The 17,155-nt window shown below is 50.9% G+C and carries 11 protein-coding genes; 7 read left to right on the top strand and 4 right to left on the bottom strand.

The window, feature by feature from the left end; translation table 11 throughout:
* Positions 1-71: 71 nt before the first annotated feature.
* A complete protein-coding gene (gene dctP / locus AC6R10_RS05795; RefSeq protein WP_500671744.1) occupies positions 72-1,079 on the bottom strand; it encodes a TRAP transporter substrate-binding protein DctP in 1,008 nt (335 codons plus the stop codon).
* A 175-nt stretch (positions 1,080-1,254) separates the two neighbouring features.
* Here dctP and AC6R10_RS05790 point away from each other — a divergent pair, with 175 nt between their 5' ends.
* A complete protein-coding gene (locus tag AC6R10_RS05790) occupies positions 1,255-3,426 on the top strand; it encodes a sensor histidine kinase (protein ID WP_500672016.1) in 2,172 nt (723 codons plus the stop codon).
* Positions 3,423-4,832, top strand: coding sequence for a sigma-54-dependent transcriptional regulator (locus AC6R10_RS05785; protein WP_500671743.1), 1,410 nt, complete (start codon positions 3,423-3,425; stop codon positions 4,830-4,832). The genes AC6R10_RS05790 and AC6R10_RS05785 overlap by 4 nt, the downstream gene beginning before the upstream one ends.
* A gap of 15 nt (positions 4,833-4,847) precedes the next feature.
* Here the strand turns inward: AC6R10_RS05785 and AC6R10_RS05780 are convergent, their stop codons facing one another.
* The 3 genes from AC6R10_RS05780 to AC6R10_RS05770 form a co-directional block, all read right to left on the bottom strand.
* Complete coding sequence (locus tag AC6R10_RS05780) at positions 4,848-5,306, bottom strand: tellurite resistance TerB family protein (RefSeq protein ID WP_500671742.1); 459 nt, start codon at positions 5,304-5,306, stop codon at positions 4,848-4,850.
* Between the two features lie 123 nt (positions 5,307-5,429).
* Positions 5,430-7,334, bottom strand: coding sequence for a metallophosphoesterase family protein (locus tag AC6R10_RS05775; RefSeq protein WP_500671741.1), 1,905 nt, complete (start codon positions 7,332-7,334; stop codon positions 5,430-5,432).
* Positions 7,327-7,710, bottom strand: coding sequence for a VC1380 family protein (locus tag AC6R10_RS05770; protein WP_500671740.1), 384 nt, complete (start codon positions 7,708-7,710; stop codon positions 7,327-7,329). Before AC6R10_RS05770 ends, AC6R10_RS05775 begins: the two co-directional genes overlap by 8 nt.
* Positions 7,711-7,826: 116 nt before the next feature.
* On the opposite strand from AC6R10_RS05770, the gene AC6R10_RS05765 reads away from it, so the two are divergent.
* The 5 genes from AC6R10_RS05765 (at position 7,827) to AC6R10_RS05745 (ending at position 17,113) form a co-directional block, all read left to right on the top strand.
* Positions 7,827-9,170 carry a MipA/OmpV family protein gene (locus AC6R10_RS05765; RefSeq protein WP_500671739.1) on the top strand — a complete coding sequence of 448 codons (1,344 nt, stop codon included), beginning with the start codon at positions 7,827-7,829 and terminating at the stop codon, positions 9,168-9,170.
* A gap of 125 nt (positions 9,171-9,295) precedes the next feature.
* Entirely contained in the window at positions 9,296-13,219 is a 3,924-nt protein-coding gene (gene hrpA / locus AC6R10_RS05760) for an ATP-dependent RNA helicase HrpA (RefSeq protein ID WP_500671738.1), read from the top strand.
* A gap of 147 nt (positions 13,220-13,366) precedes the next feature.
* The gene (locus AC6R10_RS05755) at positions 13,367-13,849 is read left to right on the top strand and encodes an outer membrane beta-barrel protein (protein ID WP_487901182.1); all 483 of its coding nucleotides are present in this window, start codon (positions 13,367-13,369) and stop codon (positions 13,847-13,849) included.
* A 327-nt stretch (positions 13,850-14,176) separates the two neighbouring features.
* Positions 14,177-16,351 carry a catalase/peroxidase HPI gene (katG, locus tag AC6R10_RS05750; RefSeq protein ID WP_500671737.1) on the top strand — a complete coding sequence of 725 codons (2,175 nt, stop codon included), beginning with the start codon at positions 14,177-14,179 and terminating at the stop codon, positions 16,349-16,351.
* A gap of 195 nt (positions 16,352-16,546) precedes the next feature.
* Positions 16,547-17,113 carry an isochorismatase family protein gene (locus tag AC6R10_RS05745; protein WP_500672015.1) on the top strand — a complete coding sequence of 189 codons (567 nt, stop codon included), beginning with the start codon at positions 16,547-16,549 and terminating at the stop codon, positions 17,111-17,113.
* The last annotated feature ends 42 nt before the right edge of the window (positions 17,114-17,155 follow it).

Genomic DNA, 17,155 nt, shown 5'->3' with positions numbered 1-17,155 from the left:
TCATCAAAATAAAATCAAGGTGAAGCAGGAAACGTTGGGCTCAGATTGAGCCCAACGAGCTTAGTGTTCAGTTACTTTTGTGCGAATAACCCGGCGGTGAAATCAAGGACCGCTTGAGAGTCAAACTGATCTTTGTACTGCGCCACCCACTCTTGACGTACGGACTCAGAGAGCGTGTTCAACTGCTCGGTTTGTTCGGCATTGAACGTCACCATGGTCAAACCTTGCGCTTTAACCGCGGCTTCGTATTTTGCGGTGGTGTTCTGTTCGTAGTTTTGAACGTAGAAATCGAGCGCTTCATCCACAGAACCAAGCAGCGCTTCACGGTGACTGGGTTTGAGCATCTCTAGCGCTTCGGTGTTGACTACCACCGGACAGTTAGCAGAACCTAAGTTGAGGTTGGTGGTGCCCCACGTCGCCACTTTGTAGGAGTTGGTGGCGAGATGCGCGTGCGGCGCAAATGAAGCCGCATCGATAACATTGGAGTCCATGGACTGACGAACTTCGGCAAACGGAACACCGGTTTTGATCGCGCCCAGTTTACTCAACACACCCATAATACCGCCCGGGCCGCGGACACGCAGACCGTCAAAGTCTTCCAGTGACGTTAGCGGATCCCCTTTACTGACGATGTTGTATTGCGGCATTGGTGTAGGCATAAGGAGCGTGGCATTCCAGCGAGCGAGGTCCTTAACCACGGCCGGATGCTTGAACAGTTCCATGTAGATTTCGCTCACGCGGCCAAGCGATACATCTTGAGAGAAGGGGAGTTCTGCCACCGTGATGGTGGGGTTTTTGTCTGCGTGGTAGAAGGCACAAAACTGCGCCATTTCAAACGCGCCAAAAGAGATGCCATCGAGATTTTCTCTTGCTTTAGATAATCCACCGTAAGAAATATTAAGTTTGAACTCGCCATTGGTTTTCGCCTCGACCAGCTCAGCCAGCTTTTCGACGTTTTCGGTAAAAGCGCGGCGTTTGCCCCACAGAGAGACGTTCCACTCGGTAGCGGCTCTGACTTCCGTTGCGACAAACCCACTTAATGCGAGGGCGGTGATTAACGTGGCGTTGAGAGTTTTCATTCTTTCATCCTTGTTGTATTGATTTGACTGGTCACCAGTCGTGTAGGGTTAAGGTGGGCGCGACAGGTTTAGCCTGCTTAACATGGCGCTCCGTTTTTTGTTGTGACCCATTGGGTATAGCAAGGGGTTTGCCAACTTGTTGTGATAATGTTAACTGTTTGCGCCCCGCCCGGTGATGAAAGGGCTGAGCGAGCCGACTTGGCGTGATGAACGGCGCAATTTAGACGCAGCAACAAGAAAATCGGCCAAAATTGGCTCATCCTTGTGGGAGCTGAGTGATTGGATGCGCCAAATTTGGCCGATTCCAGCGAGTGCTATTTGTGTACCTATTAAGAGTCGCGCCGTCGCGCGTCCATCAGGCTTATTGCTAAGCGGCACAGGGCGCAGGCTGGCGCGTTTTTTGAATTGCTCAAGCTCAGTGAAAGGCACAATCGTCGTCGTACAACAGATAAGGGAAATCATGGTCAGTAAACCGGCGTGGTGGGCGCTGCACCTCGAGAGCAGTAGAAAAGTCACGGTCTGGATCGTGGTGATTGCAACGGTACTGGCTATTGTTATGGCTCGGTTATGGATCGAGAGTATCGAGACACGACATTTTGCGCAGCTTGATACCGTCGGTGAAGAGAGGCTGAATCTCTACGCCTCGACCGTTGAGGCTGAGTATCAACGCTTTCACTATCTTCCGTTTATTGCCGCGCAAGATGATGAAGTGCAGCAGCTACTGGCAACGCCAGAGAAAACGCGGCTGATTGACGAAGTGAACCAAAAACTGGCTCAGTGGCAAAGCGAATCGGGTGCGGATGCACTGTATCTAATGGACAAATCAGGGCAAGTCCTTGCCAGTAGCAACTGGAACCAAGAGGGCAGCTTTGTCGGCCATGATTACCACTTTCGCCCTTACTTTACCGAGGCGATGGCGGGCCGCAATGGTCGATTTTTTGCCATTGGCGTGACCACAGGTGAACCGGGTCTGTTTCTCTCTCGTCCTGTTCGCGTCGAAAACCAGATTGTTGGTGTCACTGTCCTCAAAGTGGACATGTCTCAATTAGAAGCGAGTTGGCACGCAGGTGGCGAAGGGGTTTGGGTCAGTGATGCTGACGGTGTGATCTTTTTGGCCAGTCAGCCGCATTGGCGATACCGCACCTTGGGCGCGATTTCTGACCAAATCCGAGAGGCATTACGCCAAGCACAAAAGTACGCCAATCACCCGATTGAACCGCTGAGCTATACGGCTTTGCCCAGCTCACCACAAGGAAAAACGGTGTTGGATCTTCGCGGCGAGGATGGCGTCGCGACACGCTACGTTCTCCATCAACGCGATATTCGTGCGCTCGGTTGGCGATTGGTCTACCTCAGTGATCTGCAAGACCTTACCCAAAGCAAATACAACGCGATGATCGTCTCCGCCTTGCTAACGACGGTGTTAGCGCTGGTGGCGCTCTATTTGATGAGCCGCTTTCGCCATCAGCAGCAGCTCGAATGGCGGGTGGCGCAGCGTACCAACGCCCTCAGGCAGAGTAACTCGCAACTCAAACGAGAGATCGAAGAGCGTATCCGTACGGAAAACATCTTGCGGCAAACCAACGAAGAGTTGATTCAGGCAGAAAAATTGGCCGCGTTGGGTCAACTGTCTGCGGAGTTGGTGCACGAAATCAGTCAGCCATTGCAAGCCACGTTGACCTATTTAGCCAGTACCCAATTATTGGTTGAGCGCGGTGGCTATGAGATGGCGCAAGAGAATCTCGACGAAATCGACCACCTTATACGTCGCGTGACGAAAATCATCTCACGCTTGAAGCACTTTGCCAGCAAGTCGGTCAGCGCGCTATCGCCCGTTGATCTCGCGCAGTCAGTGCGCAACGCGCTGGTGGTGGTTCAACCTAGGTTAGACAAACATCACATTGTACTCGATTGGCAGCCGCCGGAATCACCGCTGCTTGTGCGCGCGGAGGAGATCAAGTTAGAGCAAGTGTTAGTGAATCTGCTGCGCAATGCCGCCGATGCAATTGCTGAAGACGCCAACAACGCAAAAGAAGGCGACGCAAACGGGCATCGAGATCTCGGTAAGATTCAGATTTGCGCTTGGCAGCAGGGCAGCGAGGTGTTGCTCTCGGTGACCGACAATGGCGCCGGCATCGCGGCGGAACACTTGGCGAGTCTGTTTGAGCCATTTTTTACCACCAAACCGGAAGGGAAGGGGGTGGGTTTAGGGCTCTCCGTCTCACGCACGATTGTCGAAGAGTTTGGTGGGCAGTTGGAGGTGATTGCCGCTGATAAGGGCTGCGAATTTCAGTTGAAACTCCAGTGCGCCGAATCGCCTGAAGAAGAATTAAGGAGTTCCTCATGACACACCCTTTTCCCCCGTCAGACGAGTTGGCGGCGCTTGGTCACTCTTTGCCGCCCGAAGTCATCTTGGTTGATGATGAAAGTGCAATCCGCCGAGCGACCAAACAGTGGTTGCAGCTGGCCGGATTGAGCGTGCGAGATTTCGCCGATGCGCAGAGCGCCTTGGCCACCATTGATGCTCAAAGCCATTGTGTGGTGGTGTCTGACATCCGAATGCCAAAAATGGATGGCCTAGCGTTTGCCAAGGCAGTACAAACCATCGACAGTGATATTCCGGTGCTGCTGGTGACGGCGCATGGGGATGTCAAAATGGCGGTCGACGCGATGCGCGGTGGTGTGTATGACTTCATTGAAAAACCGGTAGAGCCAGATTTGTTGATTGACAGAATTCAGCGCGCAGGCGAGAAGCGGCGGCTTGTGTTGGAAAACCGGAACTTGCAGCGCTTACTCAGTCAGCGCCCCACGCTTGAAAGCAGAATGATTGGCGAGTCGCCAGTAATGAATGCCCTTCGTCAGCAGATCTTAATGCTCGGCCAAACTCCCGTGGATACAGTGATCAATGGCTCGACCGGGACCGGTAAAGAGCTGGTGGCGCGATGTTTACATGAGGTGAGCGCACGGCGTGATCATCCCTTTGTGGCGGTCAACTGCGGCGCCATACCGGACAATTTGTTTGAAAGTGAGCTGTTTGGCCATGAGAAGGGCGCGTTTACCGGCGCTCAGTCTAAGCGCATCGGGAAAATTGAGCACTCGAACAAAGGGACGCTGTTTCTTGATGAAATAGAGAGTATGCCGATCAGTTTTCAAATTAAGCTGCTGCGTGTGTTGCAAGAGAGGAAAGTGGAAAGAGTCGGTTCTAACCAAGAGATCGCATTGGATTTGTGGGTGATCGCGGCGACTAAAGTCGATCTCAAACAGGCGTCTGAACGGGGCGAGTTTCGTGAGGACCTCTATTACCGATTCAATGTCATGGAACTGCATTTGCCAGATTTGGCCGATCGCCGTGAAGACATTCCGCTCTTGTTCGAATTTTTTGCACGCAAAGCCGCGATGCAATACCAACGTGACTATCAGCCGCTCAGCGACCAGGAGAGTTTGCTACTGTGTGAACAAGAGTGGCCCGGCAATGTGCGCCAGTTGAAAAACAGTGCCGAGCGGTATGTATTGGGTATCGGCCAGGGCGTAAATTTGGCCAGCGTACTGGGGACGGAGCCGCTAACGCCGAGCCCGAGCTCAAACAACCTCGCGGATCGCGTGCACAGCTTTGAACGGCAGGTGATTGTTCAAGCGTTTAAACGCCATAAAGGTAACGTGCAAGCAGTGATGGACGAATTGGAACTGCCACGACGCACACTTAACAACAAAATGACGCAATACGATATCCAGCGCCGTGACTTTGTGGATTAAAAACGAGCCGCTAGGTTATTTGCCGTCATTGTCCTCGATGACCGATAATTTGGCGCGGATAAACTCGCTGTGATCCACATACAAGAGTTCAGCGGTTTTTCTGATCACGGCGTCTTCAAGTGGGTCGATGTTGCCATCGGCGTGTGCGACTTGCCACATGGCTTGAATCAACTCAAAACGCGTCTCTTGGGTGAGTGAACGAAGTTGGGAAGTAAAATCATACAGCGAGGCAGAGTGCTGAGTCGTCTCTTTTGCTCGGGCGAGGAGGTGGGTTGCTTGTTGGTGATCAACCCCGACTAGGCGCGACAGCAATTGCTGTTTGGCTTGGGCCTCTTCCTCGCTCACTTGGTGATCGGCACCGGCCACTTCGGACAGCAAACAGGCGATCGCCAGATGCGGATCTTGGCTTGATTGCTCTCCTAAGTCTTTGCCTTCCACCAATTGCTTAAAGAGTTTAGATAGCGCATTCATCATCGTTGTGACCTCAATACATTCGATATGATATATACATAGTGATGATTGACGGCGATCACAAGCCTCTTTACACAATCCTTACTTAACGCCACCTAAGAGCACCTAGTGGATGAAGTCGGGTCATTAGCGGGATGGCTTTATGGGTGGAAAAGCGATGCGCTTGCCTTCAGACGTCAAAATTTCGATCGATTTGGGGGCACCTTTTTCATCGAGGTGGAGCTCGCCAATCGCGCTGGCATTAATCAGTCTGCGCAGTCCCTGGCAATCAGGATCACGTTTACGAACCTTCAAACGCTTACGTTTGGTAAACCAGTTGAGTGGCGAGCGCGGTGAATAGAGCAGTCTGTCCGCGTGATCGCAGATCGCCAATAAGGGCTCTGGGAACTGGCTCTTAAAGCCACTGCAGGTGAACTGATAAAGGTGTGGGCTATTTTTACGAAAGCGCAACTCTATGTCATAAGCGAAAGAGTAGTGCACATCGCCAGAGAGAATAACAAAGTTGGTCGGCGTCTGGGTATGAGTGAAAATACTCAGTAAGGTGTTGGCACTGCCCGGGTGCGCCATCCAGTTTTCCGCATCCACCATCAAAGGTTTACCTAATAGGGTAACAATGCGTTGCAGCGTTTCGATAAATTTAACGCCAAACATAGGTGCAGGAGAAACGATGATCACTTTTTCTTGATGGAGCAAGGCTTGTTGCAGTTCCATCAACGCTTCCCAATCCATCAAACCTGATGGTTTGTTCATCCTAGATTCCGAGCGCCAGCGGCGGGTACGGGTATCGAGCACCACCACCTTAGGCGAGGTGTCAATGGTGTAATGCCACTGCTCAAAACTGAGCAAATGCGCGATAAAAGCATCGTGATGCTGGGGGACGGGGTCTTCAAAATAGCGCTGCGCTAGACTGATAAACTCGGCGTCAAAATGGTCGGGCTCATTGCCCCACCCCTGACACAACCAGTAGCCGATCAGCGCGTTGCCAATAATCCGTTTGGAAAAGGGGTGCTGATAGACCTGATATTCCCAGCCGACGGTTAAATTCCAATCATCGGTGACATCGTGGTCGTCGAAAATCATGTAAGTGGGAATATGAGCCAACAACCGTGCTACCTTGGGCAAGCCCTCCACAAACGCCTCCATGACGTGGGCTTCCTGCTCAAACGTGGTTTGCCATTGCTCGGGAATGGTCGGTAGATCCGTCTCAGTGTTAGGCTTGTTGAGGCGTTCTCGATCCACATGTCGCCATAAGACGGGCGACCACACCAATAGATACATCGCGATAAATTCCGCGCAGGCAATCAGGTGGTTCTCTGCGCCCGTGGCGCTGAAAACAGGCTGCTCAGAGGGCTTAAAAAAGGCGTGCCACCAGCGCTTGTCTGGGTGGTAGGTGGGCAAAATGTGCTCTCGGCCATAAAGGTGATGAGTGTGTCGGCGCAGCGCTTTGTCATTGTCAACACAGGCCCCTTCAAACATCTCTCCTCTCAGACCGAGCAGATCGATAACTTGATCAATGGCATCTAATGTCGGCCCTGCAACATGATCGGCGTAGATTTGGTCACCGGCCATCATCAGCAAATCTGGCCGCTCTTGAGGTGATTTGGCAGACACTTTCGCTTCCATTGCCACCAGTGCATCACCGCTGGGGTGATGTGGGTTGCGGCACGACCCATGCACAACGTAGTTTGCTTGGGTCGACAGGTGAAAGTGTAAGCGGGTCTCACCGGGATAGAGCAAATAAGGCGCCAGTTCAGCCAGGCCACCGTGAGGGGTGACAAAGTCGTAACTCAGTGTTTCGTTGGCTGGGAAATGGCCGCGAAAATGTGCCAAGGTCACGTACGCGTATTCGCCTATCTGAATCGATGAACACTGACTGAGTGAATCCTTCAATAGCGGTTGCCCTTGCTGGTAGAGCTCAAAAGAGCCGTGCAAAGGGGCAGAGGTGACCAACCAAAACACTAGATGTTCAGGCGTCGCTTTGCGCAGGATTGGGCCTGCAATGAGGTAGGGTAGTGTCGTTTCTTTACTCATCACTCTCTTTGGGGTTTGATGGCTCGGGTGCCAGCTCGGGGCCTTCGAGTCGCTCTATCACTTCTGAACTGGATTGCTCATGCGCCATCAAGACCAAAGCCAGCAGTGCATCGATTTTGCTTTCGCTATCGCTAGGCTCATTAAGCAACGAGCCTAAGCGTTGTCGAATGAGATCAATTTCGTGCTCGACAAAGCCTCGCCCTTCTTCCTCTCCGGAGGATTCATCAGGTGCAGTATCAAAATGCATAAACAGCAGATCACCGTCAACGTGAGTGTCGAGGAGTTGCTCGGGTAACCACTCATCGCCGGTGACGATGTCTGGGTCGTCACCTTGAGGTAACGCACTTAGAAGTTTCTTTAGTTCAGATGCTTTCACAATGGTTCGATTTAAGAGATCATATAGCTATTCTAGCGGCTAACCGCGCTCAAACATAAGTACTAAGCACACTGATTGGCGACAAATTGTGTGGTTCAATCAATATTGGATACAAAATGGCAACAATCTCATCTCTTCATTGGCGCTCGTTTTCCTGCACCGCAGCGCTCACTTTAGCCGGCGTCAGTACTGCTCACGCAGACGTCTCTCAACCGGCTACGCAAAGTGAGCAGCAGTGGGGCATTGCAGCCATGGTGCGTACTGCGTCCATCCCATTTGATACGACGACTGGCGATCAATCGGTCAACACCTTCATTCCTATGCTGTTTTTTAGCGGCGACACCTTTTACATCGATGGCACTGAAGGCGGGGCGCATCTTTGGCGTGACGACAGCGAACAATGGCAACTTAATGCGTTGATGCGCTTGCGATTTGTTGACGTCCCTGCCTCAAAGCAAAACCAGCTAATTACCGACACGCTAGACGCCGGATTACAAGCACAATATACGATCAATGATGAATGGCGAATGAATACCGAGTTAATGGCGGATTCCGATTTTCGCTTTCACGCCAACCTGACGTTTAAAGGGGAGTATCAGTCGGGGGATTGGCAATGGTCACCGTATGCCAAAGTGCGCTACAAAGACGCTGACTTCAACAGCTACTACTACGCGATGTCCGAGTTTAGTGGCGAGACGGTCGGGGCAGGCGTTGATGTGAATGTGGGAATGAGTGCCCGTTATCATGTGATCTCGAATCTCTATCTTTTGGGTGAGACCAGTGTAACGCGCCTTGATGACAATGCCTATCAGGCCAACATGGTCCAAGACCGCTATCAAGGCGAGCTGTTTCTCGGCTTTGGCTTTTTTAATGATCAAGCACGCGCGCCAAAGTCTGAGCTGAATAACCATCGTTATCTTCGCGTCGCACACGGCTGGGCGACACCATCGAATATCGGTGAAATTTTCCGATTTGATGCGGAAAAAGATCCTGATAACAACCAGTTGACGTCGCTGTTTTATGGCCATCCCTTAACGGATGAGTTGTTTGGCTTACCGCTGGATATTTATTTGACACCAGGGATCGTTCACCACTGGTCATCGGACGTACAATCAGCGTCAACCGAATACGTCGCGGCGATCAAAGCCTACTACACATTCAACTGGCCAACGCAATGGCGCTTTGGCGTCGCGGAGGGGATGTCGTACATTGACAGCATCACCCATATTGAGGGGACAGAAATGGAGCGTAAAGATAGAGAACCCAGCAAGCTTCTCAACTATCTTGATTTCTCATTTGATGTCAATGTGGGGTCGTTGCTCGGCAATACCGACCTGAAACGTCTCTGGTTTGGCTACTCACTGCATCATCGCAGCGCCATTTTCGAAAAAGCCTCTCAGTATGGTCGCATTAAAGGTGGCAGCAACTACAATACCGTGTATCTGCAATACGAGTTCTAATAAGTCGGCGTATTGGCGCCTCCTTTTCCCTATCACGCGCCCAGCATGTTTGCGACGGGCGCGTCGCCACACAGTTGTGATACAATCCGCGCAGTTTTATCGACAGTAACAAAATAGGACATGCTTTGACCTCGTCACAGCCAGATAAAAAGAGCGCGCCAGCCGCGCAAGTGAATTCACCCGCTCAATTACGTAAGGCGCTGGAGCAGTGTATGCTTCGCGATCGCTTTCGTTTCAGTAAACGCATCAGCGGGGCAAGTAAAATCAAAAAGGACGCGGCGCGTCATGCCGCGTTTGATGACATCGCACTCGATATGGCCAAGTCTATCATGCAGGCCGAGCTGCGAGGGCAACACACGCCGACTATCGACTACCCAGCGCAGCTGCCGGTCAGTCAAAAGAAAGACGACATCGCGAAGGCGATTGCTGAGCATCAGGTCGTGATTGTGGCCGGTGAAACCGGCTCAGGTAAAACGACTCAGTTGCCTAAAATTTGTGCCGAGCTTGGCCGTGGTCAGTATGGCTTGATTGGCCATACCCAGCCCCGTCGTCTTGCAGCGCGCTCAGTAGCGAACCGTATTGCTGAAGAGATGGGAACGCCGCTCGGCGAGTTTGTCGGCTACAAAGTGCGTTTTAACGATCAGATTTCTGACAACACCCAGATCAAGTTGATGACAGACGGTATTTTGCTGGCTGAAATTCAACACGATCGTTTTCTCAATCAATACGACACCATCATTATCGATGAAGCGCACGAGCGCAGTCTGAACATTGATTTCATCCTCGGCTATCTGAAAGAGCTGTTGCCAAAGCGCCCAGATCTGAAAATCATCATTACCTCGGCGACCATCGATCCAGAGCGTTTTTCAAAGCACTTCAACCAGGCTCCGATCATTGAAGTTTCTGGTAGAACCTACCCAGTGGAGACGCGCTATCGCCCACTGAGCGGTGAAGACGAAAGCGATCGTGATCAGCTTGAAGGTATTTTTGATGCGGTGGATGAGCTGTGCGATGAAGGGCTCGGCGACATTTTGATCTTCATGAACGGTGAGCGTGAAATTCGCGACACCGCGGACGCACTCGCTAAGCGCAACCTGAAAAGTACCGAAATTGTGCCTTTGTACGCGCGATTGTCTGCAGGTGAGCAGAACAAAATTTTCCAACCTCACGCAGGGCGTCGAATTGTGCTCGCGACCAACGTCGCGGAAACCTCGCTAACGGTACCGGGAATCAAATACGTGATTGATCCTGGTACGGCGCGCATCAGTCGTTATAGTTACCGCACCAAAGTTCAGCGCTTACCGATTGAGCCCATTTCACAAGCCAGCGCCAATCAGCGTAAGGGTCGTTGTGGACGTGTGGAAGAGGGGATCTGTATTCGCCTCTACTCAGAAGAGGATTTTAACTCTCGCCCGGAGTTTACCGATCCTGAGATCTTACGCACCAACTTAGCGTCGGTCATTTTGCAGATGACCGCTCTGGGCCTGGGTGACATCGAAGCTTTCCCATTTGTTGAAGCGCCTGATAAGCGCAACATCCAAGACGGTGTGCGTTTGCTCGAAGAGCTCGGGGCGATCAACGAAAAAGCCAAAGATCCGAAAAAACGTCTTACTCCGACTGGGCGTCAATTGGCCCGTTTGCCGATTGACCCACGTTTGGCGCGTATGGTGTTGGAAGCGCCGAAGTATGGCGCACTCAAAGAGGTGATGGTGATTGCCTCTGCGCTCTCCATTCAAGATCCGAGGGAGCGCCCAAGCGACAAACAGCAATCGTCCGATGATAAACATCGCCGCTTTTTCCATGAAGAGTCGGACTTTCTGACCTTCGTTAACCTATGGGATTACATCCAAAAGCAGCAGAAAAAATTGACGGGCAACCAGTTCCGTAAGCAGTGTAAAGAGGACTATCTCAACTACTTGCGAATTCGTGAGTGGCAAGATGTCTATTTCCAACTGCATCAGTCAATGCGAGAGATGGATGCCAAACTCAATGATGAGCCTGCGAGTTACCAAGGGGTGCACAGTGCACTGCTAGTGGGTTTATTGTCTCATATCGGTATGAAGGATCAGGAGAAGAATGAGTACCAAGGGGCACGTAATGCGCGTTTTCATATCTTCCCTGCCTCTGGCCTATTCAAAAAGCAACCTAAGTGGATTGTCTCTGCCGAGCTGGTGGAAACATCCAAACTTTGGGGCCGCATTATTGCCAAGATTCAGCCTGAGTGGGTGGAACCTCTAGCGAAGCACCTAATCAAACGAAGCCACAGTGAGCCTCATTGGTCGAAGAAACGCGCAGCGGTCATGGCGTATGAAAAAGTGATGCTGTATGGCATCCCTATTGTACCCAAGCGCTTAGTCAACTACGGAACGATTGATGCTGCGGTCAGCCGCGAAATCTTCATTCGCAGCGCATTGGTTGAGGGAGAGTGGGAAACCAAACACGCTTTCTTCAAGCAAAACCGTAAGCTACTCCAAGAAGTGGAAGAGCTCGAGCACAAGTCTCGTCGACGAGATATTTTGGTCGATGATGATGAGCTGTTTGATTTTTACGATCAGCGTGTGGGGACGGACGTCGTTTCTGGGCGCCATTTCGATACTTGGTGGAAAGCGGCGGCAAAAGAGAACTCTGAGCTGCTCAATTTCGAAAAAGAGATGCTGTTCAAAGGTGATGCGAGCCATGTGACTGAGCTCGATTACCCAAATTTCTGGTATCAAAATGGTCTCAAACTCAAATTGAGCTATCAGTTCGAGCCCGGTGAGAATAGTGACGGTGTCACTGTGCACATTCCACTGCCGATTTTGAACCAAGTGGAACCCGTGGGGTTTGACTGGCAAATTCCTGGCCTGCGCCATGAGTTGGTTGTCAGCCTGATTAAATCCTTGCCCAAAACGGTACGGAAAAACTTTGTCCCCGCGCCCAACTACGCGGATGCCTTTCTTGCCCGTGTCACGCCGATGGAGCTGCCACTGCTCGATGCATTGGAAAAGGAGCTACGTCGCATGACGGGTGTGGAAGTGTTACGTGAAGATTGGAATCTTGCTCAGCTCCCTGATCATTTGAAAGTGACGTTCCGCGCGGTTGATCATCGCAACCGTAAACTGAAAGAGAACAGCGATTTGCACGCGCTCAAAGAGAGCCTGAAAGAGCAGGTGCAAGAGACGTTATCGAAAGTGGCCGATGATGATATCGAACAGCAAGGTCTGCAAACGTGGAGTTTTGGTGAACTGCCAAAAGTCTACCAGCAGAAGCGGGGTGGGTATGATGTCAAAGCTTACCCTGCCATCATTGATGGCAAAGACAGCGTAGAAATCAAGCTATTTGAAACCGAGCAAGAGCAGATTCAAGCAATGCAAGCGGGTCAGCGCCGTTTGATATTGCTCAATGTGCCATCGCCGATTAAGTATCTGCACGCCAATCTGCCCAACAAATCGAAACTCGGTCTCTACTTTAACCCGTATGGTAAAGTGATGGATTTGATTGACGACTGCATCGCGTGTGGCGTCGATAAGCTCATTGAAGAGCAGGGCGGTTTGGTGTGGCAGCCCGAGAAGTTTGAGCAGCTGAAAGAGCATGTACGCGGCGAGCTTGGCGACACGGTCGTGGATATCGCCAAGCAAGTCGAAACAATATTAACGACCGCGTTTAGCATCAACAAAAAGCTCAAAGGCAAAATCGACTTTACGATGGCGTTCGCCTTATCAGACATCAAAGCGCAAATCGAGGGGTTGATCTTCAAAGGGTTTGCGACCGAATGCGGCTGGAAGCGATTACCAGACATCTTGCGTTACATGAAAGCGATTGAACGACGGATGGAAAAACTGCCCATCGACCCGAACAAAGATAGGCTGCATATGCTGAAAATTGAGTCAGTGACCAATGATTACAAGGAGCTGCTCAATAAGATCCCTAAAGGGATGGCTATTCCTGAGTCCGTTAAAGAGATCCGCTGGATGATAGAGGAGCTGCGTGTCAGTTACTTTGCTCAGCAATTGGGTACGCCTTACCCGGTGTCAGACAAACGGGTGAAGAATGCGATAGATGATATCTAAGGTTACTTACCGAGTACGATTAAGCAGTGAATAGGTAGGCATAATACTTGCTTAGATTTAATCACGGTACGGTATTTTGACGATTGACAGGTAATGGATTGCCGCTTGCTACTCTCCATTACCTTTTTAAACGAGAGAAGGTTAATTATGAAAAAAACACTACTAGCGCTCGCTTTGATTGGGGCATCAGCGACCGCGTCAGCAGACTCATGGATTTACGGCGGCGCTTCAGTCGGTAACTCGGATTTCTTAGGAGATAGTTCAACGGCGTACAATGTTCATGTCGGTACGGGTATTTTGCCTTTTATTGGCCTTGAGGCGGGCTATAACAATCTTGGTGAGTTTGAGACGGGTACTTCAAAGGTCAAACTAGACAACGTTTACTTTGCGGCAAAACCAAGCATCAATCTTGGTCCCCTTCAAGTGTATGGTAAAGCCGGCGTGCACTCTTGGGAGCAATCTTCAAGCAACGCAGCACTAGAAGATGATGGCTACGACATCATGCTTGGTGTGGGTGCAGACTACCAAATCTTTGGCCCGCTCACTGTCGGTGCCAAATATGAGAACTACAAAATGGATAAAGAAGACATGGGCGTGTTCTCTCTAACGGCGTCGTTGAACTTCCTATAATCTTTGTTTATCCAGTCTTTAATGACCCAATGATCGAGGCGGCCAAATTGGCCGCTTTTTTTTGTTGTTATACTTTCTGTTTTCTTTTGGACTTGTCGCACTCTTAAAACGGCATAACTTAAAACCATAGGTTTTGACGATTGAATATATAGGCGAAATAACCTCGTGAAATAGACAAATCTTTTCTATGCTTCCTGTGTCAATTCAAGCAATTCCTACACAACGTCAGGCTGTGTTTTTGATTTAGATCAAATAGGGTTTTTAGTGCCCCTGCCAACATAGATGTGGTTTAGGAACAAATACATAAAAGCAAGAAAGGGATAAGCAATGAAAGATCAAAGCACTCAAGGGGCTGGTCAATGTCCGGTCATGCACGGTAGCCATACCGATGCCAGTTCATCCAATGTCGCGTGGTGGCCAAAGGCGTTGAACCTAGACATCTTGCATCAACATGACAGCAAAACGAATCCTCTCGGCGCGGATTTCAACTATCGAGAAGAGCTCAAAAAACTCGACGTAGACGCGCTTAAACAAGATTTAAAAGCTTTGATGACCAACAGCCAAGAGTGGTGGCCTGCAGACTGGGGACACTATGGTGGCTTGATGATTCGTATGGCGTGGCACTCAGCAGGTAGCTACCGTACCGAGGACGGTCGCGGGGGCGGTTCGACCGGTAACCAGCGCTTTGCACCACTCAACTCTTGGCCAGATAACGCCAACCTAGACAAAGCACGTCGCTTACTTTGGCCAATCAAACGCAAATACGGCAACAAAATCAGCTGGGCGGATTTGATGATTCTTGCCGGTAATATGGCGTATGAATCAATGGGCTTTAAGACCTTTGGTTTTGCCTTTGGTCGTGAAGACATTTGGCACCCAGAAAAAGACATCTATTGGGGTAGCGAGCAAGAGTGGCTAGCGCCATCTGGCTCAGAGAATAGCCGTTACTCCGGTGAGCGTGATCTTGAAAACCCATTGGCTGCGGTAATGATGGGCCTTATTTACGTTAACCCAGAAGGGGTCGATGGCAACCCAGATCCACTGAAAACCGCTCAAGATATGCGCGTGACGTTTGCTCGTATGGCGATGAATGATGAAGAGACAGTGGCACTGACGGCAGGTGGACACACCGTCGGTAAAGCGCATGGTAACGGCGACGCTGGCGAGCTTGGTCCAGATCCAGAAGCAGCAGGTCTTGAAGAGCAAGGCATGGGCTGGATGAACCACAAGTCGCGGGGCATCGGTCGCAACACAGTGACCAGTGGTATCGAAGGCGCCTGGACAACCAACCCAACCCAATGGGACGACGGCTACTTTGATTTGCTGTTTAAGTACGAGTGGCAGCTCACCAAGAGCCCAGCTGGCGCGTGGCAGTGGGAGCCGGTGGATATCGCAGAAGAAGATAAGCCTGTCGATGTGGAAGACTCATCAAAACGTTACAATCCAATGATGACAGACGCTGATATGGCGCTGAAAGTGGATCCTGAGTACCGTAAGATTTCTGAGCGTTTCCACAAAGATCCTGCCTATTTCGATGAAGTATTTGCTAGAGCATGGTTCAAGTTAACCCACCGCGATCTTGGCCCGAAAGCACGTTACTTTGGCCCTGATGTTCCAGCGGAAGATTTAATTTGGCAAGACCCAATCCCAGCAGGGAAATCCGACTACGATGTTGCGGGTTTGAAAGCGGCGATCGAAGCAAGCAACCTGAGCGTCAGTGAATTGGTGACAACGGCTTGGGATAGCGCTCGTACTTTCCGTGGTTCGGATAACCGTGGCGGTGCAAACGGTGCGCGTATCCGCCTTGCTCCACAAAATAACTGGGAAGGCAACGAGCCTGAGCGTTTAGCCAAGGTACTGGCGGTGCTAGAACCGCTTGCTGCGCAGTTTGGCGCTAGTGTTGCGGATACCATCGTACTTGCCGGTAATGTCGGTGTAGAAAAAGCGATTAAAGCGGCTGGGTTCAATGTGCCTGTTCCGTTTGCACCGGGTCGAGGTGATGCGACTGATGCGATGACGGATGTGGAGTCTTTCGACGTGCTGGAGCCTTTGGCGGATGGTTTCCGTAACTGGCAGAAGAAACACTACGTGGTGAACCCAGAAGAAATGCTGCTCGACCGAGCTCAGTTGATGGGCCTAACCGCGCCAGAAATGACAGTACTGCTTGGCGGTCTGCGCGTTATTGGCACTAATCACGCTGGTACTGAGCATGGTGTGTTTACTGACCGTGTCGGAGCACTGACCAACGACTTCTTCGTTAATCTAACGGATATGGCCTACAGTTGGGAGCCGAAAGGTCGCAACCTGTACCACATCAATGACCGTAAGACAGGCGAAACTAAGTGGACAGCCACACGCGTTGACTTAGTCTTTGGTTCTAACTCTATCCTGCGCGCTTACGCTGAGGTGTACGCACAAGACGATAACCAAGAGAAATTGGTTAAGGATTTCGTCGCGGCGTGGACCAAAGTTATGAACGCGGATCGTTTTGATTTAGCGTAACTCTTGTTATCTAATCTAGGTTTCACAAACCGCTCTTCGGAGCGGTTTTTTTGTGGCGGATTTTTTGTGAGAGGTTGAGGGGTAGTGAAAAGTGTGATCAAAGAGGTTTCCAATCATGAGCAAAATGGGTCACAGTGGTGCCATGTGAGTGACTCGAACCGATAAGGAACAGGCATGACTAACCAACCACCGCTGATGTTGAACAAGGCGACCACGGGGTTGCTGATCATCGATGTGCAAGGTGAGTTAGCGCGTCTTGTACAAGAGAGTGATTCGCTGATAGCGCATTGTCTTGCGTTAGTGGAAGCGGCGAAAACGCTAGCGCTGCCTATTGTCTGGGTCGAGCAACACCCAGATAAATTGGGTAAGACCACGCCTGAGCTTCAAGCCGCCTTAACCCCGCATCAACCATTGGTAAAATGGACATTTGACGCCAATGCTGAGCCAGCGGTGGTGGAGGCTCTCAATCAAAGCGCTCGAACCCAGTGGTTAGTGTGTGGCATAGAGACGCACATTTGCGTCTATCAAACAGTGCTTGGGCTTAAGCGCTTGGGGTGGGAACCTCATCTTGTGGTGGACGCCACATCATCGCGAACGATGAGCAACAAGCAGTTGGCGGTAGAGAAGATAGCGCGAAGCGGTATAGCGCTGACTAGTGTGGAAATGGCGCTCTATGAACTGGTGAAAGATTGCCGAGATCCTGACTTTAAAGCGCTATTAAACCTGGTGAAATCGCTCTCCAACCGGCAATCTTCAAGATAACAAAACGGCCTCGTAATGAGGCCGTTGGACAATGAATAGCGA

It is taken from the genome of Vibrio sp. R12-SG2-ISO1 (genome assembly GCF_059834045.1).
This window is presented reverse-complemented; position numbering and strand designations above follow the sequence as displayed.